This window comes from Acidovorax sp. M14 (assembly GCF_049331375.1).
Lineage (GTDB): Bacteria > Pseudomonadota > Gammaproteobacteria > Burkholderiales > Burkholderiaceae_C > Acidovorax.
In genome coordinates, this window is record NZ_CP186263.1 from 4,013,314 (window position 1) to 4,033,516 (window position 20,203).

The following is a 20,203-nucleotide window of genomic DNA, read 5'->3' on the forward strand; positions in this document are numbered from 1 at the left end:
TCATCGCACCCCCCCGCTCTGCGCTGCATCCGCACCCGGCAGGCGCTTGCGCTTGAAGAGGCTGGCCAGCCCGTCGGGCAGGAACATCAACGCCAAGATCATGGCCACGCCATACAGCGCACGCTGGAACTGATCGAACCCGAGGTACGTGAGCAGCTGCGGCGCACCGATGACGAACACTGCACCCAGCACCGAGCCCAGGATGGATCCCAGCCCACCCACGATAACCATCGAGACGAAGCTGATCGACACCATGATGCTGAAGAGCGATGGGTCGATAAAGCGCACCAGCGGCGCGTACAAAGCGCCTGACAGCCCGGTGTAGAAAGCGCAAACGCCAAATGCCACCAGCTTGAGCGCTGTGGTGTTCAGGCCCAGAGCGCGAGCGGCCGTCTCACTGCCCTTGATGGCAAGAAAGCCCCGCCCGAAGCGGCTGCGTGCCAGATTGCGCGCAACCCACAGCGCCCCCGCCAGCACGACGGCTGTGAACACGTGGTACGCGCGCTCGTCCAACTCCCAGCCAAACAGGGTGGGGCCGGGTGCGCCCATGCCGTTCTCGCCGCCCGACATGTCACCGCTGGACTTGGCAATCTCTACCGAGATCATCACAAACCCCAGCGTGGCAATCGCCAGAAACACCTCTTCCAGACGCAGCACGGGGAGCGCAAGCAGTAAGCCCACCACCGTGGCCATGCTGGCTGCAATGAACATTGACAGCACCAGCGGAACACCAAAGTGCGTGGTCAGGATGGCCGAGCCATAGGCACCGATGCCGAAGAACACGGCACCCGCCATGGAGATCAGGTTGGTGTAGCCCGTGAGGATGTTGGTGCCGAACGAAGCCAGCGTGTAGATGATGACGAGCGTGAAGATGTACAGCACGTAGCCACCGGGCACCAGCGGCGCCAGCACGAAGGCCAGCACGAACAGCACCGGGCCGAGCCAGGGGTATGCGTCAAAGACTTTGGTCATGGCGGCTCCTTAGACCTTCTTGATCTGGGCGCGGGCCAGCAAACCGTGGGGACGCAGGATCAGGATGACCAGCATCACGATGAAGGGCACGGCGTCCTTCCAGGCCGAGGACACGTAGGCGCCAGTGAGGTTTGACGACACACCAATGATCACGCCACCCAAGAGCGCGCCTGGCATGCTGCCAATGCCACCCAGCACGGCAGCAGCGAACGCGAAGTGAAGTGCGTGCTGCATCATCGAAAAGTGCACGAAAGTCAGCGGCGCAATCAGCAAGCCCGCCGTAGCTGCGATCACGTGCGACAGCGCCCAAGCCAACGCATAGATGCGCTTGATCGGAATGCCCATGAGGCGCGCAGCCGTGGGGTTTTCCATCGTCGCCTGCATGGCGATACCCAGCCGCGTAAAGCGGAAGAACGCAAACAGCAGGGCGGCCAGCGTGGCGCACACGGCCACGATGCCCAGGTCGATGCCCGAAACGATCACGCCCCCGATGTCGATGGGCGCGGCCGGGAAGATGCTGGGCAGCTCCTGCGTATCCTTGCCCCACACCCAGATGGCCAGGTCACCAAACACCAGGAACAGGCCCAGCGTGCAAATGGCCGACGACAGCAGCGCCTTGCCAATGAAGCGGCGGATGATGAACCGCTCGATCGCCATGCCCAGCGCTGCGCCAAAGAGCAACGTGAGCGGCACCACCGCCCACAGCGGCAGACCCAGCTTGAACAGGGTGTAGGCCACAAAGGCCGAGAGCATGGCCGCCTCACCATGCGCGAAGTTGAGGATGCCCGTCGCCTTGAACACCATCACGATGCCCAGAGCGATGAGCCCATAGATGGCGCCCAGGGCGACGCCGCTCACGATCATTTGCAACATACTGAGCCCTTGCGCGTCACGCTGCGGCTGCGGCAGCACGCTCGCGTGCCAGCCGGGCCTTGAGATAGGGCGTGAACCCACCCGCCTCGATGGTGGCGCGTTCGGTGGACGACCAGGGCTCGAACGGCAGTGTCTGCCCCGTGCGCTGGTTGACCACCACGCCGCGCTCCCAATCCACCTGCAGGGTGTCCCACCGCTGCGTCGCCGCGCGGATGCCCGGGCAGGTGATCAGCGGGAACCCCATGCTGATCTCGCCCCGGAAGAAGCCGGGAGAGAACGACTCGGCAATCACGCCTGCCACGCCCAGGTGGCGCATGGCGCGCATGGCCGGGTAATGCGGGTGGCCATAGCCAAAGTTCTGCCCGCCTACCAGCAGATCGCCTTTGTTGACAGACTGGGCAAAGTCGGGGTCGTAGCTGGTCATGGTGACCGCTGCCAGCTCGTTGATGTCGGTGATCTTGATGTTCTTGATGCCGACGATCAGGTCGATGTCGTAGTCGTCTTCGGTGAAGACCCAGGCCGCGCGGCCGTGCAAGGTGGGCAGAGTCATGCTGCACTCCCTTCGGTGTTGGAGAGGTAAGGCCGGGGGTCGGTGATGCAGCCCTCCAGGGCCGATGCAGCCACCACGGCGGCGTTGCAGATGAAGATTTCAGAATCGGCACTGCCCATGCGGCCGGGCGTGTTGAGCGTGCCGGTAGAGACAGCGCGCTGGCCATCCGTCATGGTGGCAATGCGGCCATAGCAGTAGTCGCAGCTGGACGAGCTGATGAACGCGCCGGCATCCACCAGGGTCGAGATCAGGCCTTCACTGGCGGCCTGCGACATGATGGCCTGCGAGGTGGGCACCACATGCAGCTGGAAGCCCGGCTTGATCTTGCGACCCTTGAGCACCTGCGCTGCAACGCGCAGATCCTCCAGCCGGCCGCTGGCGCAACTGCCCAGATAGCCCATGTGCACCTCCAGGCCTGCGTACTCGGTCAGGTCCCGTGTGTTGGCAGGGCTGGGCGGCGCCACCACGATGGGGGCCAGATCGCTCACATCCACGGTCACGACACGGTCGTAGTGCGCGTCGGCATCAGGGTACACCGGGTCCAGAGCGATCTTGGCGCGGCCCTTGGCATATTCGAGCGTCTTGGCATCGGGCGCGATCAGCATCGTCGTCGCGCCCAGGAACATGGCCTGGCCGCAGATCGTCTGGCGGCCTTCGATGCTCATGGCATCGATCACGGGGCCGCACAGCTCCACCACCTTGAATCGGCAGGACGAAGGCCCCATCACCCGCACCAGGTGGTGGAAGATGTCCCGCGCCATCACGCCGGGCTGCACCGTACCGGTGACTTCGATCTTGACCGTGCCGGGCACCACGAGCGCCATGCGCTCGGAGACAAAGGTCTCCAGCACGCTCTTGCGGGCGCCCATCGCCAGGGTACCAAACGCGCCCAGCTGGCTCACATGCCCGTCAAAGTGCACTGCAAACGCCCCCGGCGTGGCATAGCCGAGCTCGGCTGACACCTGGTGGCCAATGCCTTCGCGCTCATGCACAGGCACACCCTGCTCCTTGCCCCAGGCACGGGTGATCTTGTGGAGTTCTTCCTCTTTGGGGGCAGCCGCCGGGACCATGTGGTCGATGAACAGCACAAAGCGCTCAGGACTCGGCACCTTGTCCACACCGAACTCCTCCTTGGCCTCTTTGAAGAACACATCGGTGTAGCCCGGAAAGTCGTAGGCAATCACGAAATCCGGCCGCGCCAGGATCTCGTCGCCCGCCCGGACCGCAGGCACTCCTGCAACCCGGGCGAGGATCTTTTCAGTCATCGTGTAAGACATGCGGCTTTACCCAGTTATCCACTATGTGGAAGTTGAACAAATCGTTTGATGACTTATTAAAAAATCAAACGGTTCAGCAATTGCCTTGGGTAAACCCTATATTGCCCACTATGTGGATACAAACTACAAAGACATCATGAATAAAAAAGCCATAGCAGTCTCCTTAGAGACAAAAGAACCGCCACATAGTGGAAACTCTAAAACAGGTACCCAAAGCATTGAACGGGTGGTCCAGATGCTCCGCATCGTGGCGTCTCGCGGAAGAGGTGGCATGCGTATCGGCGAAATAGCCGCCACAAGCGGGCTGCCGCAATCGACCTGCTTTCGCATGCTTCATCGCTTGGAGGCAGAAGGTTTGTTGAACCGGGACATGCACACGCGCAAGTACTACCTGGGACCGCTGCTGTATGAACTGGGCTTGCTCGCACGGCCCCGCTACCGACTGTCGGAACTGTGTGACGGCGCGCTGCAGAAGCTGGCCGAAGTGACGCAGGACACCATCTACCTGAGCGAACGCAGCGGATTGGAGGCGGTGTGCACCCACCGTGCACTGGGCGACTATCCGATCAAGTCGCTGGCGCTGGACGTGGGCATTCGCCGCCCTCTGGGCGTGGGAGCAGGCGGGTTGGCCATCCTGTGCGCACTTCCACCGGACGAGGCCGAATCCATCATCGATGCCAACGCTCCCAAGTATGAGAAGTACGGGTTCGTCACAGCCCCCTACCTGCGCGAAGCGATCAAGGTGGGCCGCGACAAGGGGTACGCGTTTCTGGACAGCGTGGTCACCCCTGGCACAGCCGCCATCGGCATTGCGTTTCCGCCGGACAATCCCATCGCCGCCATCAGCGTGGCCGCCATTTCAGGAAGACTCGAATCTCACCGACGTGACGAGGTGGCCCGGCTGATGCGACCTCAGATCCGCTCCATCTGCGAGGCCATGACCAACCAGGCGGTACTGGCAGATCGCTGACCGCCCCCGCAACTACAACACCCGAAACGCAATCACCGCCACCAGCGTAGGGGGCAAGGCCCCCAGCAGCAGACCGAGCGGATTAATGACGCCGTCCGAGAATTTCTCCTTCAGGATGGATGCCCCGGCCGGATTGGGCGCATTGGCAATCACCGTCAGGCCACCCCCCGTCACAGCACCCGCCACCAGGGCCACCTTGAACTCGTCACTGAGGCCTTCGACCAGCGAGCCAAGGTAGGTCAGCGCAGCGTTGTCGGTGAACGCGGTGAGCGCTGCGGCGCCGAAGAACACGGCGTTGGCGTCCATCTTCATGAGCACGGGCTGCAGCCACCATTGCTGCAGGCCGCCCAGCACCACCAGCCCAGCCAGGAAGAATGCCACTAGCAGCGCCTCGCGCAGGATCAGCGGACTTTGGTAGCGCTGGTACGCCGTGGTGAACCCCATGAAGAACAGGAAAAGGCCCAGGAACACGGCGGGATGGTGGGCAAACACCACCACCAGCACCAGGAAGGCAAGGTGCACGCCCGTCACGGTCCACGGCACGGGGGACTCGGAGGCAGGGATCTTGCGGCCCATGTGGCCCAGCTGGTTGCGGAAGATCAGCATCGCGATGGCCGCGTTGATGAGCACGGCCACCGCCGCCTTCCAGCCGAAGTTGGACAGCATGAACCCAATGTCCCAGTCCCACTTGGCAGCCACCATCAACACGGGCGGCGCCGCAAACGAAGTGAGCGTTCCACCAATGGAGATATTCACGAACAGCACGCCGATGGTCGAATACTTGAGCCGACTGGAAATAGGGTGTGAGAACAGCGTGTCCCGCAGCATCAGCGCGGCCAGCGTCATCGCCGCCGGTTCGGTGATGAACGACCCGAGCAGCGGCACGAACGCCAGCACCACAAAGTACATGGCCATGCCGCGCTGCACCGGCAGCAAGGCGGCGAGCGCCCGGACGAGCGCCCCGGCCATCTCCAGGATGGGCCGCGTGGCGGCGATCACCATGATCGCGAACACGAACAGCGGCTCGGTGAAATTGCGCGAGTCCAGGTAGGCCGTGGCCTCGTGCTTGCCGCTGATGGCAAACATGAACAGCATGAGCACCATCGCCCAGAAGCCGAAGACGACCTCTACCTCGCCCAGCAGATGCCAGATGCCCGCATGCCGGGGCTGTGTGTGCGCAAGGTGCTCGAAATACTTGGTAGAGAAGGTGTGAAGAATGGCCAGGCCGAACAGGACGGCACCAACCACCTGGATCAGGGCGGGGGAGGAGTTCATGGGTCGCAGAAAAACCGCGCGGCGGCCCGACCAGCGCATGAACCTGCCGGGCCACCATGGCGCCGACACCCAGCAAATATTTTAACTGGCGATACCGGGCTGCTTTGTAGGCATAGGGCTTGAGGCACCCGCGAAAAGACGGCTGGCTTGCACGCACAACCATGCATGGCACTCGGGAGTCTCACTTTCCAGACAATGCAGACACACATCTGGAGGCTTTCATGTCGACGCATATCCACACGCCCACACCACCTTTGCCTTCGCCCTCCTCGGCTCCCATCCCGCCGGCAGTGGCCTGGCTGGGCTACGGCGGCCTGCTGCCGTTCCTGGCGCTGGCAGCCGTGGGCCTGTGGTCACCCAGCGCACCGTGGTGGAGCGCAGCGCTGCTGGCCTACGGCGCAGTGATTCTGAGTTTTGTGGGGGCGCTGCACTGGGGCTTTGCCATGGCGCAAAGCGGGCTGAGCGCCCCAGAGCGCACGCGCTGCTTTATATGGAGCGTGGTGCCATCGCTGATGGCCTGGCCTGCCACGCTATTGCCCCATGTAGTAGGGTCGGTGCTACTGGTCGCGGGCTTTGCTGCGCACCTGGTGCAAGACCATCGGCTGGCTGCGCGTACCTCGCTTCCTGCGTGGTACTTGCCGCTGCGATGGCGCCTCACGGTCACGGCTTGCGTGTGTCTGGCGGTGGGGACATGGGCCGTCAGCCGTTGACGATTCAGACGCCCAGCAAAAAGCCCGCCGAAGCGGGCTTTTTTGTTGCGCTCAGCAAGACTGCTGATCAACGGAAGCGCGACTGGGGCACTGTGTGCAGGTCGCCGTCCAGGCTGCTCACGTAGTTGGCCAAAGCCTTCAGCTCGGCGTTGGTGAACTGCTTGGCCACACCGCCCATGATGGCGTTGCCACGGCCCACATTGGCGTTCTTCTCGACCTTGTAGGACTTGAGAGCGACAAACAGGTAGTCGGCGTGCTGGCCAGCGATCTTGGGGTAAGACGGGTCGATGGGCTTGGCGAAGTTGTCGCCGTGGCAAGACACGCAAGCGCCCTTCTTCAGCAGCTCGGCCACTTGCACGCTGGGCTCGCGCGATGGCTTGGCGGGCAGCTCGGCGCCGGTCTTGCCGTGTTGTTCGTAATAGGCCGACACATCAGCGATGTCTTTTTCAGACAGCGACTCGGCGATGCCGCGCATGGTGGGGTGCTTGCGCTCACCCTTTTGGTAGGCGACCAGCGCTGCCGAAATGTACTTGGCGCTTTGGCCCGAGATCATGGGCACCTTGTGCACCTCGGGGAAGCTGGCCTGATAGCCGACGATGCCGTGGCACCCAATGCACATGGCAATCTTTTGCTTGCCAGCTTCCACGTCGCCCTTGGCTTCCTGGGCGTGGGACAAGGCGGTCACGGAAGCGACAGCCAGGGCAAATAGCGTGGTCAACGTTTTGTTCATTTTGCGCGCACAATCTCGTGGAAGTTCAGCTCTGGGCTCTGATCAGCCGTTGATTATAGCCAGCGCCCTGTCAAGCCCATTCATCAACGATCCGGTGTTTTCCCCCATGAAATTCCAAGGCTCCCAGAACTACGTCGCCACCCAAGACCTGATGCTTGCCGTGAATGCAGCCATCACGCTGCAACGGCCGCTGCTGATCAAGGGCGAGCCCGGCACGGGCAAGACGATGCTGGCCGAGGAAGTGGCGCAGGCGCTGGACATGCCCCTCCTGCAGTGGCACATCAAGTCCACCACCAAGGCCCAGCAAGGCCTGTATGAATATGACGCGGTGAGTCGCTTGCGGGACAGCCAGCTCAACGATGGGGACAGCGCCGAGCGCGTGAAGAACATCCGCAACTACATCATCCAGGGCGTGCTGTGGCAGGCCTTCACGGCCGACCGCCCTGTGGCGCTGTTGATCGACGAGATCGACAAGGCCGACATCGAATTCCCGAACGACCTGCTGCGCGAAATCGACCGTATGGAGTTCTACTGCTACGAGACGCGCGAACTCATCAAGGCCAAGCACCGCCCGCTGGTGTTCATCACCTCGAACAACGAGAAGGAACTGCCCGACGCATTCTTGCGCCGCTGCTTCTTCCACTTCATCAAGTTCCCTGAAGCCGACACCATGCGGCAGATCATCAACGTGCACTTCCCCACGCTCAAGAGCGAGCTGCTCACCGTGGCAATGAAGACGTTCTATGACGTGCGCAACCTGCCCGGCCTGAAAAAGAAGCCCTCGACCAGCGAGCTGATCGACTGGCTCAAGTTGCTGGTGGCCGAAGACATTCCGCTCACCGCCCTGCAAAGCGCAGACAACAAGGTGGCCGTGCCCCCGCTGGTGGGCGCGCTGCTCAAGAACGAACAGGACGTGAGCCTGTTTGAAAAGCTGGTGTTCATGAACCAGAGGAACCGCTGAGTGAGCAACGACGACACCCGCCAGCTGCTAGTCAACGGCGTCGCAGATGCCGTGGGCTTCGTGGGCGGTGCGCTACTGGGCTTCTGGCTCGGCCAGCTGCTGGGGCTCGACATCTTCGCGCCCGGCTACGGCACCGGCAGCTTGGTGGGCATTGCCCTGGTGGGCCTCGGTGGTGGCCTGGGACTGCACGGGGCCCGGCGCTGGCAGAACAGCCGCCGCAGCCAGCCGTACAAGGATTGATGATCAAAGGGTAGAGACCCATGGCTTTTGTAGAACCTGTCACGCTGCGGGATCGCGGCGTCCGCCTGGAGCCGCTGGCGCTGGCCCACGAAGACGGCTTGCGGGCCGCTGCCGCCGATGGCCAGCTGTGGAAGCTGCGCATCACCTCGGTGCCCGAGCCGCAGGACACCCGCGCGTACATCGAAGCCGCGCTCAAGATGCGCGAAGACGGCAACCGCTTTGCCTTTGCCGTGGTGGAAGATGCCACCGACAAAGTGCTCGGTTCCACCAGCTACCACGACATCGTGCCCGCCGTGAAACGCGTGGAAATCGGCTGGACCTGGTACCGCCACAGCGTGCAGCGCACCCACGTCAACACCACCGCCAAGCTGCTGATGATGGGCCACGCGTTCGACACGCTGGGCTGCCATGTGGTGGGCTGGCGCACCGACAACTACAACTTTGCGTCGCAACGCGCCATCGAGCGCCTGGGCGCCAAGAAGGACGGCGTGCTGCGCGGCCACGCGCTGCGCCGCGACGGCACCATCCGCGACACGGTGATGTACAGCATGCGTGCTGGCGAATGGCCCGAGGCCAAGGCACAGCTGCTATATCTTTTAGAGCGTCACGCGCAATAAACACTAGCGCTAGAGGCCAAAATCATGCTCATCGACTTCTTCTACACCCTGCGCTCGGCCAAGTTGCCCGTGTCGGTCAAGGAATACCTCACCCTGCTCGAAGCGCTGCAAGCCGGTGTGGTGGGCCCCAAGTCAGATGACGCGTGGAGCCTGGACGACTTCTACAACCTCTCGCGCCTCACGCTGGTCAAGGACGAGAAGCACTACGACAAGTTCGACCGGGCCTTCGGCGCCTACTTCAAGGGCGTCGAAATGGTGGCCGACTTCACCAAGCAGATCCCGGCCGACTGGCTGCGCAAGATCCTGGAGAACGAACTCACGCCCGAGCAGAAAGCCGCCATCGAGAAGATGGGCTGGGACGAACTCATGGAGACGCTGAAGAAGCGCCTCGAAGAACAGAAAGAACGCCACGAAGGCGGCAACAAGTGGATCGGCACGGGCGGCACCAGCCCGTTTGGCCACGGCGGCTACAACCCGCAGGGCGTGCGCATTGGCGGCGCGGGCAAGAACAAGAGCGCGGTGAAGGTGTGGGAGCAGCGCGCCTACAAGGACTACGACGACCAGCAGGAGCTGGGCACACGCAACATCAAGGTGGCATTGCGCCGCCTGCGCAAGTTTGCGCGCGAAGGGCATGAGCTGGAGCTGGACCTGCCCGACACCATCCGCAGCACGGCGGCCAACGCAGGCTACCTGGACATCAAGATGGTGCCCGAGCGGCACAACAACGTGAAGGTGCTGCTGCTGATGGACGTGGGTGGCACGATGGACGAGCACATCCAGCGCGTGGAAGAGCTGTTCAGTGCGGTCAAGAGCGAGTTCAAGCACCTGGAGTTCTACTACTTCCACAACTGCGTGTACGACTTCATGTGGAAGAACAACCGCCGCCGCTTTGCCGAGAAGTTCCCGACCTGGGACATCATCCGCAAGTACAACAAGGACTACAAGCTGATCTTTGTGGGCGACGCGACGATGAGCCCGTACGAGATCCTGCAGCCCGGCGGCAGTGTGGAATACAACAACGAGGAGCCGGGTGCCGAGTGGATCCAGCGGCTCACCCACGCCTTCCCCAAGTTTGCGTGGATCAACCCCGAGCCCCAGGGCGTGTGGCAGTACCGCCAGAGCATCAGCATCATCCAGCAGCTGGTGGGCAACCGCATGTACCCGCTGTCGCTCAAGGGGCTGGAAGAAACCATGCGGCTGCTGTCCAAATAGGCGCGGTACCGGGGTCAGATGCCTTGTGAGCATCTGTCCGACAGGGAGCGCCGCCGTTTCAGGGCATAGTCGGGGATGCATCGGGCGGGCTGGCAGGCTTGCCTTCCCCACACGATCCCCTGACTCATCCTCTCGCACCGTGCCCTTCCGCGTTTTGCGCCCCGCCACTGTTAGTACCCCAACGCCGGCCCTGTGGTCGGCGTTGCTGCTTTCCGGCGCGCTGTGCCTGAGCGGCTGCAGCCTGCTGCCGCGTGCCGATGAGCCCACGACCGGCGACACCCACAGCGACCTGATCAGCCCCGAAGCCAGCAGTGGCGCCCCATCGTTTGACGTGGTGGTGCGCGCCCCCGACGCGGTGCGCGAGACGCTGGAGCGCCACCTGGAGCTGCAGCGCTTTCGCCAGCTGCCCGACCTGCAGGCCAACGAGCTGCAGCGCCTGCTGGGCGCCACTGATGCCAATGCGCGGGAACTGCTGGGCACCCTGGGCTACTTCGCGCCCACCATCACCGTGGAGCTGACGGAGGCCCAGGAAACTGCCGGTACCCGCAAGGGCGCGCCCCGCACCGTCACTGTCACCGTGGAGCCCGGCCCCCAAACCCGCATTGCCCGTGCCGACATCACGGTGGCAGGCACCGACGAAGCCGACAAGGACACCCTGGCGCGACGGCAGCAACGCCTGCAGCGCAACTGGTCCCTCGCCCCCGGCCAGCCCTTTACCCAGTCGGCCTGGGACAGCGCCAAGACCGACGGGCTGCGCCAGTTGCAGGCCCGGCGCTACCCCACGGCCCGCATCGCCAACAGTCGGGCCGAGATCGATGCCGACCGGCACGAAGCCCAGCTGAGCGTGAGCTACGACCCCGGCCCGGCATACCGCTTCGGCCCCTTGCGCGTGCAAGGCAGCCAGCGCTACGACAGCGATGGTGCGCGGCGTCTGGCACGCCTTCCCACGGGCGCCGTGTATGACGAAGCCGACATGCTGGACGCCCAGTTGCGCCTGGCCAGCAGCGGCTACTACGACGCCGTGTTCCTCACCCTCGACACCGAAGGCACCGACCCGCAGGCCGCCCCCGTGGTGGCCCAGGTGCGCGAGGCCCCGATGCAAAAGCTGGTCTTTGGTCCGGGCTTCTCGACCGACAGCGGCGCACGCCTGTCCCTGGAACACATCCACAACCAGATGCCCGTGCTGGGCTGGCGCGCGGTGACCAAACTCGCGCTCGACCGCGAAACCAAGCTCGCCAACACCGAATGGACGGACCTGCCCAATGACAACGGCTGGCGCTGGTTTGCGGGCGGCCAGTTGCTGCGCGAGGCCACGGGCGACTACGACGTGAACAGCGGTCGCTTGCGCGCGGGTCGCAGCAAAAGCACCAAATCCATCGACCGCAACTACTTCCTGCAGTACGACTACGCCAACAGCCAGGGCCTGACCGACAACACGCGGTCGCCCTCCGACACCAGCACCGCCCTGAGCATCAACTACGGGTGGACCGGCCGCTACTTCAACAGCATGACCGCCCCCATGCGGGGCCATGGCGTGGCGGTGGAGCTGGGCCTGGGCACCACGCTGCGACCCGAGCGCGACCCGTTTGTGCGCACCCTGGTGCGGTGGCAGTCCTTCCTCCCCGCAGGGCGCGTGCAGGACGACGCAGGCATCGGCCGCAATGCCCGTGTGGCCCTGCGGGCCGAGGCAGGCGCAGTGCTGGCGCGCGAGGGCGCGCAGATCCCCGTCACGCAGCTGTTTGTGACGGGCGGCGACACCACGGTGCGCGGCTACGGCTACCGCAGCATCGGCGCGCGCACCGACAACGGCCAGCTGTACGGGGGCCGCTACCTGGCCGTAGGCAGCGTGGAATGGCAACGCCCCATCGTCTACAAAGGGGCGATGACCGACTGGGAAAGCACGCTGTTTGTGGACGCCGGTGCCGTGGCCGACAAGGTGGGTGACCTGAGCCCGCGCGTGGGCGTGGGTGCCGGCGTGCGCTGGCGCAGCCCCGTGGGCCCGCTGCAGGCCGACCTGGCCTACGGCATCAAGACCAAAGAGGTGCGGCTGCACCTGCGCCTGGGGTTCAGCTTCTGATAGCGATGAGCGACGCCCCCCACACTCCCAAGCCCCGCGCCCGCGCGTCGGACTTCAGCGCCGGGTCGTCCTCGGCACCCCGCCCTCAACCCCCTCGCACGCCGCGCTGGCTGCGGGCCCTGGGCTGGCTGGTGGTAACGCTGCTGGCCTTGTTGCTGGGGGCCAGCGCGCTGCTGTGGTGGTGGGCGGGCAGCGGCACCTCACTGGCCACCACGCTGGCCCGTGCAGCGCAATACCTGCCCACCGACCAGACACTGGAGAGCCGCGATGTCAGTGGCTCGCTGCGTAGCGGCGGGCGCATTGGCTGGCTGCGCTGGAGCAGCCCCACCCTGGCGGTGGAAGTGACCGACATCCGCCTGGGCTGGCAGCTGGCCCCCTTGCTGCAGCGCCGCCTGGAGCTGGGCGAGGTGCATGCCGCCCGCGTGGCGATCACCCCCCAGCCCAAAACCACTGACACACCCGAGCCCCCCCCCACGCCCCCTACCAGCCTGGTGCTGCCGCTGCAGCTGGGCGTGCCGTTCCGGGTCGACCAGCTTGTGTGGGCCGGGTCACCCGCCGTGGAAGCCCAGGGCCTGGTGGGCGACTACCGGTTTGATGGCCGCCAGCACCGCCTGAACATCGGCGCGGTAGAACTGGCCCAGGGCCATTACAGCGCTCGCGCCACGCTGGACGCACAAGCCCCCATGGCGCTGGATGCCACCGTGGACGGCACCGTGCAAACCGTCGTGCCCGGGGGCGGTGCCGCGCTGCAGGTGGGCGCCCACGCCACGCTACAGGGCACGCTGGCCACCGCCGCCGCCCAATTGCAACTGCAGGCACGCCTGAAGCCCGAGCCGACCAGCGAAACCGCCACACCACCCGCAGCCGCGCCCGCCAGTAAACCGGGCGCATCAAAACCTACTTCCCCACGCACAACCCCTGCGCCCGCTGCCGACCCCATGCAGGCCGACCTGACCGCCAGGCTGGCACCGTGGGCACAGCAGCCCCTGCAGTCTGCCAACGCCACGCTGCGTGCCGTCAATCTGGCAGCCCTGTGGCCGCAGGCACCGGTCACGCAACTGCACGGCACGCTGCAAGCCGGGCCGACATCCGGTGGCACAGGCACGACAGGCTGGAGTCTGCAAGCCGCGCTGCGCAACGACCTGCCCGGCCCCTGGGACACCGCCCGCCTGCCGCTGACCGCGCTGGACGCCAGCGCAAGCTATGACGGCACCCGCTGGACCGTGCCCAGCGCCACCCTGCAGGCGGGTGCGGGCAGCATCACCGCACAGGGCCACTACACCCCCACCACCCACGCGCTGGAGGGCCAGGCCACCCTGCGCGCGCTGCGCCCCGACGCCCTGCACACGCTGCTGGCCGCCGCCCCGCTCTCCGGCCGCGTCACCGCACAAACCCAGGGCGACGCCGTGCGCTTCAGTGCCGACGTGCGGGCAGACACCGGCACGGCGGCGCGTGCAGCAACCGTAAAGACCCCTGGTGCAGCGGGCGCACCGCTGCGCATCAATACCTTCAACACACAAGGCACCTGGCAGGCCGCCGACGGCGGCACGGTGCGGCTGGACCGCTTGTTGCTGGACGCATTGCAGGCCCGCGTGGAAGCCAGCGGACTGCGGGTCACACTGGGCACACAGTCTGCGCAAGGCAAGGTCACCCTGGCAGTGCCCGGCGCCACTGCACAGGCACAAGGCACACTGGCCCCGCGCAGCGGCGCTGGCGACCTGCAGCTGCAGTGGGCCGATACAGCACTCGCGCAGCGTTGGCTGGCCGGCCTGCCCGTGGTGGGCACCTCCGTGCAGCGCACCCTGCAAGGGGCCAGCGTCCAGGGCGCCGCACAGATCACCGCGCGCTGGAAGGGTGGATGGCAGACGTTGACTGAGCAACTTCAGACTGCCACAGCCAACAGCGCACCCGCCCGCAACCCCGACCGCTTTGATCTGCAGGCCACGCTGAACACCCCCCAGCTGGACCTGACGCTCCCGGCCACCACCAACGCCAGCGGCGGCACATCCGCCGGGCAAGCCCTGCAACTGCGCGCCTTCAAGGCCGAACTGGGGGGCAACCTGGCGCAGGCCTCTCTGGCGTTGACCGGCGAGGTCCGCACGCCAGCGCCCCAGGCCCTGCAGACCACGGTGCAGACCCGCCTTGCCAGCACCCTGTTGGGTGCCGGGCAATGGCAGTTGCAGGTCAGCGAACTGCGCCTGCAAGCCCAGGTCGCCCAGCGCCCCGGGCCGTGGACGCTGCAACTGGCTGAGCCCCTGGGCCTGACCGTGCGCACCGGCACCCCTACCCCTGGAGCCCCCAGGTCACCGGCCAGCGGGCGTGCAGCACCATCGCCCACCACCAGCGCCCTCAGCCTGCAGGCATCGGCCGGTCAGGCCCGGGTCACAGGCCCCTTGCCGGGCACCGTGACGCTGCGCTGGTCGCCGGTGCAATGGTCTGCCGCCACGGCATCCAACACCCCCCTGCGGTTGCAAACGCAGGGCACGCTGCAGGGCCTGCCCATGGCCTGGGTGGATGCGCTGGGCCTGGGCGAGACGCCCGCCGCCGCAGGCCGTCCCGCGCAGCCGCTGCTTGCGCGCATGGGCCTTGCCAGCAGCATCGTGCTCGATGGGCAATGGAGTGTGGACACCACGGGCGACGCCCTGCGCGCCAGCGCCAGCCTGCGCCGTGCCAGTGGCGACCTGAGCGTCCTGGCGGGCGATGCCATGGCCATCACGGCGGTGCAAAGCAGCGGACAGGGCACCGGTGCAGGCGCCACCACTGTGGTGGCGACTGCGGCCACGCCGCCTGCAAGTGCATCCAGCGCAGCAAGCGCCCCAGGCACGCCCGCCGGTGTGCGCCAGGCAGAAATCACGGTCACCGCTGAAGGTGACACGCTGCGCGCGCGCCTGCTCTGGGCCAGCGACCGCGCGGGCGAGATCGACGCCACCGCCAGCACGCGTCTGTCCGCTGCCAACGCCGATGCCCCCATCACCTGGCCTGCCGACGCACCACTGGCCGGCACCTTGCGCGCCCGACTGCCTGACGTGGGCGTGTGGTCTGCGCTGGCGCCGCCCGGCTGGCGCGTGCGCGGCACGCTGGATGCCAGCGCCACCCTGTCGGGCACGCGCGATGCGCCTCGCTGGGCGGGCACCCTGGGGGCCGACGACATGGCAGTGAGATCGGTGGTAGACGGCGTGGACCTGCAAGGCGGCCGCCTGCGCGCCACGCTGCAGGGCAACCAGCTCAACATCACCGAGTTCCGCCTGCAAGGCGGGCGGGGCAGCAGCGCGCGCATCGCAGGCTTCAGCGGCAACCGCACAGCCGCCGCGCAAGACGGCGGCACGCTGACCGCCACCGGCCGCGTGGCCTGGGGCGACAGCGCCACGGCAGCCACCGGCCTGTCGGGCATCACCATGTCCCTGCAGGCCGAGGCCAAGGCCCTGCAGGTGCTAGTACGGGCCGACCGGCAGGTCAGCGTGTCGGGCCAGTTGCAGGCCCAGCTGCAGCAGGGCCAGATCAGCCTGCGCGGCAAGCTCACCACCGACCGCGCCACCATCATCCTGCCCGATGAATCCGCACCGCGACTGGGCTCGGACGTGGTCGTGCGCTCCGCCGCCAAGGACCGCGAAGACCAGGCCAAGGCCCAGGCCGCCGCCAAGGCCAACCAGGTGGCCGCGCAGGCGGAGACCGCCAAGCCGCCCGACATCGCCGTCACCCTCAACCTGGGGCGCGACTTTGCGCTGCAGGGCCAGGGCATCACCACCCGGCTGACGGGCGAGGTGGACATCCGCAGCAGCGCCGTGCCCGGCGCCCCGCCGCGTGTGACCGGCGAGGTGCGCACCGACCAGGGCCGCTACCGCGCCTGGGGCCAGATGTTGGACGTGGAGACGGGCCTCATCCGCTTCAACGGCCCGTACAACAACCCCTCGCTCGACATCCTAGCGCTGCGCCCCAACATCAGCGTGCGCGCGGGGGTGCAGGTCACGGGCAGCGCGAAGGCGCCGCGCGTCACGCTGTACTCCGACCCGGAACTGCCCGATGCCGAAAAGCTGTCGTGGGTGGTGCTGGGCCGCAATGCCTCGGCCGGAGGCGCCGAAGCGGCCGTGCTGCAACAGGCCGCGCTGGCGCTGCTGGGCCGCAACGGCGGCCAAAGCCCCACGGCCAACGCCGCCAGCCGCCTGGGCCTGGACGAAATCGGCTTTCGCGGCGCCACCACGGGCGAAGACGCCAGCGCCGCCGCCCTCACCTTCGGCAAGCGCCTGTCCAAAGACCTGTACGTGACGTATGAGCGCAGCCTGTCGGGCACGCTGGGCACGCTGTACATCTTTTACGACCTCTCCCGCCGCCTCACGCTGCGCGGGCAAACTGGCGAGAAAAGTGCGGTGGACATCATCTACACCGTGAAGTACGACTGAGGCCTCAGCGGCCAGGAAGCCCCCCGCGCGCCACTACAATGCGCGGCTGCCTTGCTCCTCGTAGTTCAATGGATAGAACGAGTGCCTCCTAAGCGCTAGATACAGGTTCGATTCCTGTCGAGGGGACCAGATTCATGGCCAAAATGGCCGCTAGCGCCAGTGCAATATGCGCTGGCAGCTATCAAATCTGAAGCATCCGCACACAATACGCGCACTGCCCCAGTCAGCGCGTGGCCGCCTTGGCGGCCTTACTTCGAGTCCCTCTTGCCTGCAGGCCCTCGCGCAGACTGCGCAAGGTGATCGTCTTCCACAGCATTGGCCAAAGGCTCGTCCGGGCTGACCATGGTGCCCGCTGCAGCACCACCCAACGCACCGGCGATGCCGCCCAAAGTGCCCCCAACCACCACCCCCACCGGGCCCGCGACGGCCACGCCCACAGCGGCGCCGGCTGCTGCACCAGCCATCATGCCGCCGCCCATTAAGGCGGAGTGGGCTTCGCGCTCTGCGTCTTCAGGCTCCAGCGCGGTCTGGGCGCCAGTTCGGGGGTCTTGCGATGGGATGCCGTAGCCGGGGCGTGCTTGCTCGGCCAGGTCTTGGTCCACGGGTGCGGTGGCCGCAGTGAAAGGGGTGGTAGAGGGAATCATGATGGGCTCCTTGGACAGGGAACGACGGCGCCAAGGGGGTGCCGTCACAGTCCTTTTTTAGCCCTGCAACCCAACCGATCAAGCCAGCCTGCAGACCGCACGCCTGTCAGGCAATGCGCCGTGCCATGGCACCGCCCGCTTGGCAGCCCCGCTCCGCCAGCCCGCGCCTTCAGGCCGCTTGCGGCGCCGTGCGGTCGGCAGCAGCGGGCCGCGCAGCCGTCATGGCACTGCCCATCGACGCAGCCATGATGCAACCAATGGCCAGCCACTGCACCGCGCTCAGGTGCTCGCCCAGCAGCGCCATGGCCACCAGTGCGGCCACGGCGGGCTCCATGCTGATCATGATGCCAAAGGCCTCCTTGGGCAGGCGTTTCAAAGCCATCATCTCCAGCGAGATCGGGATGGCGCTGGACACCGCCGCCACCGCCGCGCCAATGAGCAGCACGGTGGGCGACAGCAGCGCAGCGCCCGCATGCACCACGCCCACGGGCACCACCACCAGCGCGGCCACCAGCAGGCCCAGCGATACCGAATGCCCCGCGTGCAGGTGCCCGGCGCGCTTGCCGAAGACGATGTACAGCCCCCAGAACACGGCCGCACCCAGGGCGTAGAAGACGCCCACCGGGTCCAGCGTGCTGCCGTTGAGCCCCAGCGGCAGCAGCATGCCCAGGCCCGTGATCGCCAGCGCTACCCACACAAAATCCACCGCGCGGCGCGATGACCAGATCGCCACCGCCAGTGGTCCCGCAAACTCGATGGCCACCGCCAGGCCAAACGGCAAAGTGCGCAGCGACATGTAAAACATGAGGTTCATGCCGCCCAGCGCCGCGCCGTAGAGCATGACGGCCCGCGCGTCCGCGCGCGACAGGTGCCAGCGCCAGGGCCGCCACAGCAGCAACACCAGCAGTGCAGAAAAGCCCACGCGCACGGCGGTGGTGCCCTGCGCTCCCACCACCGGGAACAGCCAGTGCTTGGCCCATGAGGTGCCGATGCCCAGTGCGGTGACGGAGCCCAGCACGGCCAGGAAGGGAAAGAAACGGTGCAAAAGAGAACGGAGAGGGAAAGCGCTCATGGGCTGAAAATATAGTGCGACCCCTGCGTGCTTTTGGCTCGAATTTAGGGGCTTGCGCGCAACTTTCGCTCACCCTCAGAGCATGCTCCAAGGAAATCTCATGGCCACTCCGTCTGCACTTGACCGCTTTGACCTCGCGATCCTCGACATCCTGCAGGCCGACAACACCACGCCCCAGCGCGCGATTGCGCAGGCGGTGAATCTGTCGGCGCCTGCGGTGCAGCGGCGCATCCAGCGGCTCAAGGACAGCGGCGTGATCCGCGCCAACGTGGCCGTGCTGGACCCGGTGAAGGTGGGCAAGCCGCTGACCATCGTGCTGGAGGTGCACCTGGACAACGAACGCCCCGACCGCACCGCCCCGCTGCGTGCGCGCATTGCGGCCGAAGACGCGGTGCAGCAGTGCTACAGCGTGACGGGCGAAGCAGACTACCTGCTGGTGGTGAACGTGGCGTCGATGGCGGACTACGAGGCGCTGACGCGGCGGCTGTTTGAGGGGGACGACAACATCAAGCGGTTTCGGACCTCGGTGGCGCTGGCCAGCCTGAAGACGGGGCTGCGCGTGCCGCTGGACAGCGCAGCAACCGTGGCCTGATCACGAAGCCACAACCGCAATCACAGCCCCAGCATCTGGCGCATCTGCTTGCCAGTGAGGCGCTGGCGCGGCCCGCCCAGCAGCTCGCACATGCGCGCATTGAGCGGCGCTGCCATGCCCTGCTGCGCGGCCAGCCGCACCACAGCGCCGCACAGCGCGTCGATCTCGGTCACGCGCCCGGCCTCCAGGTCGTCCCACATCGACGAGCGAGCCGTGGCGTCAATCTGCAGCATGCGCTTGGCCAGCCGCGTGAACAGCCAGTTGGGCAGGCGCAGCACACGGGGCAGCAGCGTGGGCGACACGGCGGTGACCTGGGCGGGGGTGATGTCCGCGCGCGCCATCACGCGCAGCGCCTCGGTCTGCAGCGCGGCAAAGACGCGGCGGCAGTCGCGGTCCAGCAGCTCTTGCCGCAGGGGCAGGTCGGACAGCGCGTTGACCGGGTTGTTGAGGTTGAGCAGCAGCTTGCCCCACTGCACGGCGCGGATGTCTGGCGGCAGCGTGGTGGCCAGACCGGCGGCGTTGAAGAGGGGCGCGATGCGCTCGGTGACCGCGTCACGCTGCAGCTGCAAATGGCCTGCGGTGGCGCGGTGCGCCTGCGCGCCACGCAGCACCACGTTGTAGGGCACCATGCCCGCCAGCACGTTCAGGCCGGGCGCCAAGGCTGCGATGCGGGCCACGTTGTCCACGCCGTTTTGCAGCGAGATCACCGGCGTGCCGGGCGCACAGGCCGCCGCCAGCTCGCGCGCCGCCGACTCGGTGGCGCCGCTTTTGACGCACAGCAGGATGACGCTGTCGGCACCGGGCGCGGCGTCGGCCAGCGTGGGGGCCAGTTGCAGCGCGGACGCGGGCACGGTGCGGTCAAAGCCGTCCAGGTCGGTGACCTTCAGGCCGTGCTGCGCGATGGGCTCCAGCGCATGCGGGCGGCCCACCAGGCACACGGGCTGGCCGTGCGCGGCCAGGCGCCCACCCACATAACAACCAATGGCGCCTGCGCCCAAAACGATGAAGTTCATGCCGATGCGTGTGTGCTGAGG

18 protein-coding genes and 1 tRNA gene are annotated in these 20,203 nt (G+C 66.4%); 10 read left to right on the forward strand and 9 right to left on the reverse strand.

What is annotated here, in order from left to right:
• The 4 genes from ACOYR4_RS18805 to ACOYR4_RS18820 are packed head-to-tail and all read right to left on the reverse strand — an operon-like array spanning position 1 to position 3,660.
• Positions 1-972: a branched-chain amino acid ABC transporter permease gene (locus ACOYR4_RS18805; RefSeq protein WP_422847662.1), complete on the reverse strand. Its 972-nt coding sequence runs from the start codon at positions 970-972 to the stop codon at positions 1-3.
• Between the two features lie 9 nt (positions 973-981).
• On the reverse strand, positions 982-1,836 hold the full coding sequence (locus tag ACOYR4_RS18810) for a branched-chain amino acid ABC transporter permease (RefSeq protein ID WP_422849689.1): 855 nt from the start codon (positions 1,834-1,836) through the stop codon (positions 982-984).
• Positions 1,837-1,861: 25 nt separating this feature from the next.
• Positions 1,862-2,395, reverse strand: coding sequence for a 3-isopropylmalate dehydratase (locus ACOYR4_RS18815; RefSeq protein WP_422847663.1), 534 nt, complete (start codon positions 2,393-2,395; stop codon positions 1,862-1,864).
• Positions 2,392-3,660, reverse strand: a complete 1,269-nt coding sequence (locus tag ACOYR4_RS18820) for a 3-isopropylmalate dehydratase large subunit (RefSeq protein ID WP_422847664.1) — start codon at positions 3,658-3,660, stop codon at positions 2,392-2,394. The genes ACOYR4_RS18815 and ACOYR4_RS18820 overlap by 4 nt, the downstream gene beginning before the upstream one ends.
• A 382-nt stretch (positions 3,661-4,042) precedes the next feature.
• On the opposite strand from ACOYR4_RS18820, the gene ACOYR4_RS18825 reads away from it, so the two are divergent.
• Positions 4,043-4,642 carry an IclR family transcriptional regulator gene (locus tag ACOYR4_RS18825; RefSeq protein ID WP_238544127.1) on the forward strand — a complete coding sequence of 200 codons (600 nt, stop codon included), beginning with the start codon at positions 4,043-4,045 and terminating at the stop codon, positions 4,640-4,642.
• A 12-nt stretch (positions 4,643-4,654) separates the two neighbouring features.
• Here the strand turns inward: ACOYR4_RS18825 and ACOYR4_RS18830 are convergent, their stop codons facing one another.
• A complete protein-coding gene (locus ACOYR4_RS18830) occupies positions 4,655-5,917 on the reverse strand; it encodes a putative Na+/H+ antiporter (RefSeq protein ID WP_422847665.1) in 1,263 nt (420 codons plus the stop codon).
• Between the two features lie 221 nt (positions 5,918-6,138).
• Here ACOYR4_RS18830 and ACOYR4_RS18835 point away from each other — a divergent pair, with 221 nt between their 5' ends.
• A complete protein-coding gene (locus ACOYR4_RS18835; protein ID WP_422847666.1) occupies positions 6,139-6,627 on the forward strand; it encodes a DUF3429 domain-containing protein in 489 nt (162 codons plus the stop codon).
• Positions 6,628-6,694: 67 nt separating this feature from the next.
• Here the strand turns inward: ACOYR4_RS18835 and ACOYR4_RS18840 are convergent, their stop codons facing one another.
• Positions 6,695-7,357 (reverse strand): c-type cytochrome, encoded by a 663-nt coding sequence (locus tag ACOYR4_RS18840; protein WP_110960166.1) that lies wholly within the window; start codon positions 7,355-7,357, stop codon positions 6,695-6,697.
• Between the two features lie 106 nt (positions 7,358-7,463).
• Here ACOYR4_RS18840 and ACOYR4_RS18845 point away from each other — a divergent pair, with 106 nt between their 5' ends.
• The 7 genes from ACOYR4_RS18845 (at position 7,464) to ACOYR4_RS18875 (ending at position 16,990) form a co-directional block, all read left to right on the forward strand.
• Positions 7,464-8,318 (forward strand): AAA family ATPase, encoded by an 855-nt coding sequence (locus tag ACOYR4_RS18845; RefSeq protein ID WP_015015541.1) that lies wholly within the window; start codon positions 7,464-7,466, stop codon positions 8,316-8,318.
• Positions 8,319-8,558, forward strand: coding sequence for a hypothetical protein (locus tag ACOYR4_RS18850; protein WP_422847667.1), 240 nt, complete (start codon positions 8,319-8,321; stop codon positions 8,556-8,558).
• A 20-nt stretch (positions 8,559-8,578) separates the two neighbouring features.
• Complete coding sequence (locus ACOYR4_RS18855) at positions 8,579-9,175, forward strand: GNAT family N-acetyltransferase (protein WP_422847668.1); 597 nt, start codon at positions 8,579-8,581, stop codon at positions 9,173-9,175.
• A gap of 24 nt (positions 9,176-9,199) precedes the next feature.
• Positions 9,200-10,387, forward strand: coding sequence for a vWA domain-containing protein (locus ACOYR4_RS18860; RefSeq protein WP_209818289.1), 1,188 nt, complete (start codon positions 9,200-9,202; stop codon positions 10,385-10,387).
• 139 nt (positions 10,388-10,526) lie between these two features.
• Entirely contained in the window at positions 10,527-12,464 is a 1,938-nt protein-coding gene (locus ACOYR4_RS18865; RefSeq protein WP_422847669.1) for an autotransporter assembly complex protein TamA, read from the forward strand.
• Positions 12,465-12,469: 5 nt separating this feature from the next.
• Complete coding sequence (locus ACOYR4_RS18870; protein WP_422847670.1) at positions 12,470-16,861, forward strand: translocation/assembly module TamB domain-containing protein; 4,392 nt, start codon at positions 12,470-12,472, stop codon at positions 16,859-16,861.
• A gap of 54 nt (positions 16,862-16,915) precedes the next feature.
• Positions 16,916-16,990 (forward strand) — tRNA-Arg (locus ACOYR4_RS18875).
• A gap of 119 nt (positions 16,991-17,109) precedes the next feature.
• Here ACOYR4_RS18875 and ACOYR4_RS18880 read toward each other — a convergent pair.
• Together ACOYR4_RS18880 and ACOYR4_RS18885 are read right to left on the reverse strand one after the other, a co-directional pair.
• Positions 17,110-17,505, reverse strand: a complete 396-nt coding sequence (locus ACOYR4_RS18880; RefSeq protein WP_422847671.1) for a hypothetical protein — start codon at positions 17,503-17,505, stop codon at positions 17,110-17,112.
• 169 nt (positions 17,506-17,674) lie between these two features.
• Positions 17,675-18,577 (reverse strand): EamA family transporter, encoded by a 903-nt coding sequence (locus ACOYR4_RS18885; RefSeq protein ID WP_422847672.1) that lies wholly within the window; start codon positions 18,575-18,577, stop codon positions 17,675-17,677.
• Positions 18,578-18,677: 100 nt separating this feature from the next.
• Between ACOYR4_RS18885 and ACOYR4_RS18890 the strand changes: the two genes are divergently transcribed.
• A complete protein-coding gene (locus tag ACOYR4_RS18890) occupies positions 18,678-19,169 on the forward strand; it encodes an Lrp/AsnC family transcriptional regulator (protein ID WP_422847673.1) in 492 nt (163 codons plus the stop codon).
• 20 nt (positions 19,170-19,189) lie between these two features.
• On the opposite strand, the gene ACOYR4_RS18895 is transcribed toward ACOYR4_RS18890, so the two are convergent.
• Positions 19,190-20,182 carry a 2-dehydropantoate 2-reductase gene (locus ACOYR4_RS18895; RefSeq protein WP_422847674.1) on the reverse strand — a complete coding sequence of 331 codons (993 nt, stop codon included), beginning with the start codon at positions 20,180-20,182 and terminating at the stop codon, positions 19,190-19,192.
• Positions 20,183-20,203: the final 21 nt, after the last annotated feature.

Bases quoted from the DNA above. Each gene is read 5' to 3' on its own strand.
- ACOYR4_RS18895 (WP_422847674.1), bottom strand. From the start codon at position 20,182: ATGAACTTCATCGTTTTGGGCGCAGGCGCCATTGGTTGTTATGTGGGT.
- ACOYR4_RS18845 (WP_015015541.1), top strand. From the start codon at position 7,464: ATGAAATTCCAAGGCTCCCAGAACTACGTCGCCACCCAAGACCTGATG.
- ACOYR4_RS18840 (WP_110960166.1), bottom strand. From the start codon at position 7,357: ATGAACAAAACGTTGACCACGCTATTTGCCCTGGCTGTCGCTTCCGTG.
- ACOYR4_RS18820 (WP_422847664.1), bottom strand. From the start codon at position 3,660: ATGACTGAAAAGATCCTCGCCCGGGTTGCAGGAGTGCCTGCGGTCCGG.
- ACOYR4_RS18885 (WP_422847672.1), bottom strand. From the start codon at position 18,577: ATGAGCGCTTTCCCTCTCCGTTCTCTTTTGCACCGTTTCTTTCCCTTC.
- ACOYR4_RS18810 (WP_422849689.1), bottom strand. From the start codon at position 1,836: ATGATCGTGAGCGGCGTCGCCCTGGGCGCCATCTATGGGCTCATCGCT.
- ACOYR4_RS18815 (WP_422847663.1), bottom strand. From the start codon at position 2,395: ATGACTCTGCCCACCTTGCACGGCCGCGCGGCCTGGGTCTTCACCGAA.
- ACOYR4_RS18870 (WP_422847670.1), top strand. From the start codon at position 12,470: ATGAGCGACGCCCCCCACACTCCCAAGCCCCGCGCCCGCGCGTCGGAC.
- ACOYR4_RS18855 (WP_422847668.1), top strand. From the start codon at position 8,579: ATGGCTTTTGTAGAACCTGTCACGCTGCGGGATCGCGGCGTCCGCCTG.
- ACOYR4_RS18805 (WP_422847662.1), bottom strand. From the start codon at position 972: ATGACCAAAGTCTTTGACGCATACCCCTGGCTCGGCCCGGTGCTGTTC.
- ACOYR4_RS18835 (WP_422847666.1), top strand. From the start codon at position 6,139: ATGTCGACGCATATCCACACGCCCACACCACCTTTGCCTTCGCCCTCC.
- ACOYR4_RS18860 (WP_209818289.1), top strand. From the start codon at position 9,200: ATGCTCATCGACTTCTTCTACACCCTGCGCTCGGCCAAGTTGCCCGTG.
- ACOYR4_RS18830 (WP_422847665.1), bottom strand. From the start codon at position 5,917: ATGAACTCCTCCCCCGCCCTGATCCAGGTGGTTGGTGCCGTCCTGTTC.
- ACOYR4_RS18825 (WP_238544127.1), top strand. From the start codon at position 4,043: ATGCACACGCGCAAGTACTACCTGGGACCGCTGCTGTATGAACTGGGC.
- ACOYR4_RS18890 (WP_422847673.1), top strand. From the start codon at position 18,678: ATGGCCACTCCGTCTGCACTTGACCGCTTTGACCTCGCGATCCTCGAC.
- ACOYR4_RS18880 (WP_422847671.1), bottom strand. From the start codon at position 17,505: ATGATTCCCTCTACCACCCCTTTCACTGCGGCCACCGCACCCGTGGAC.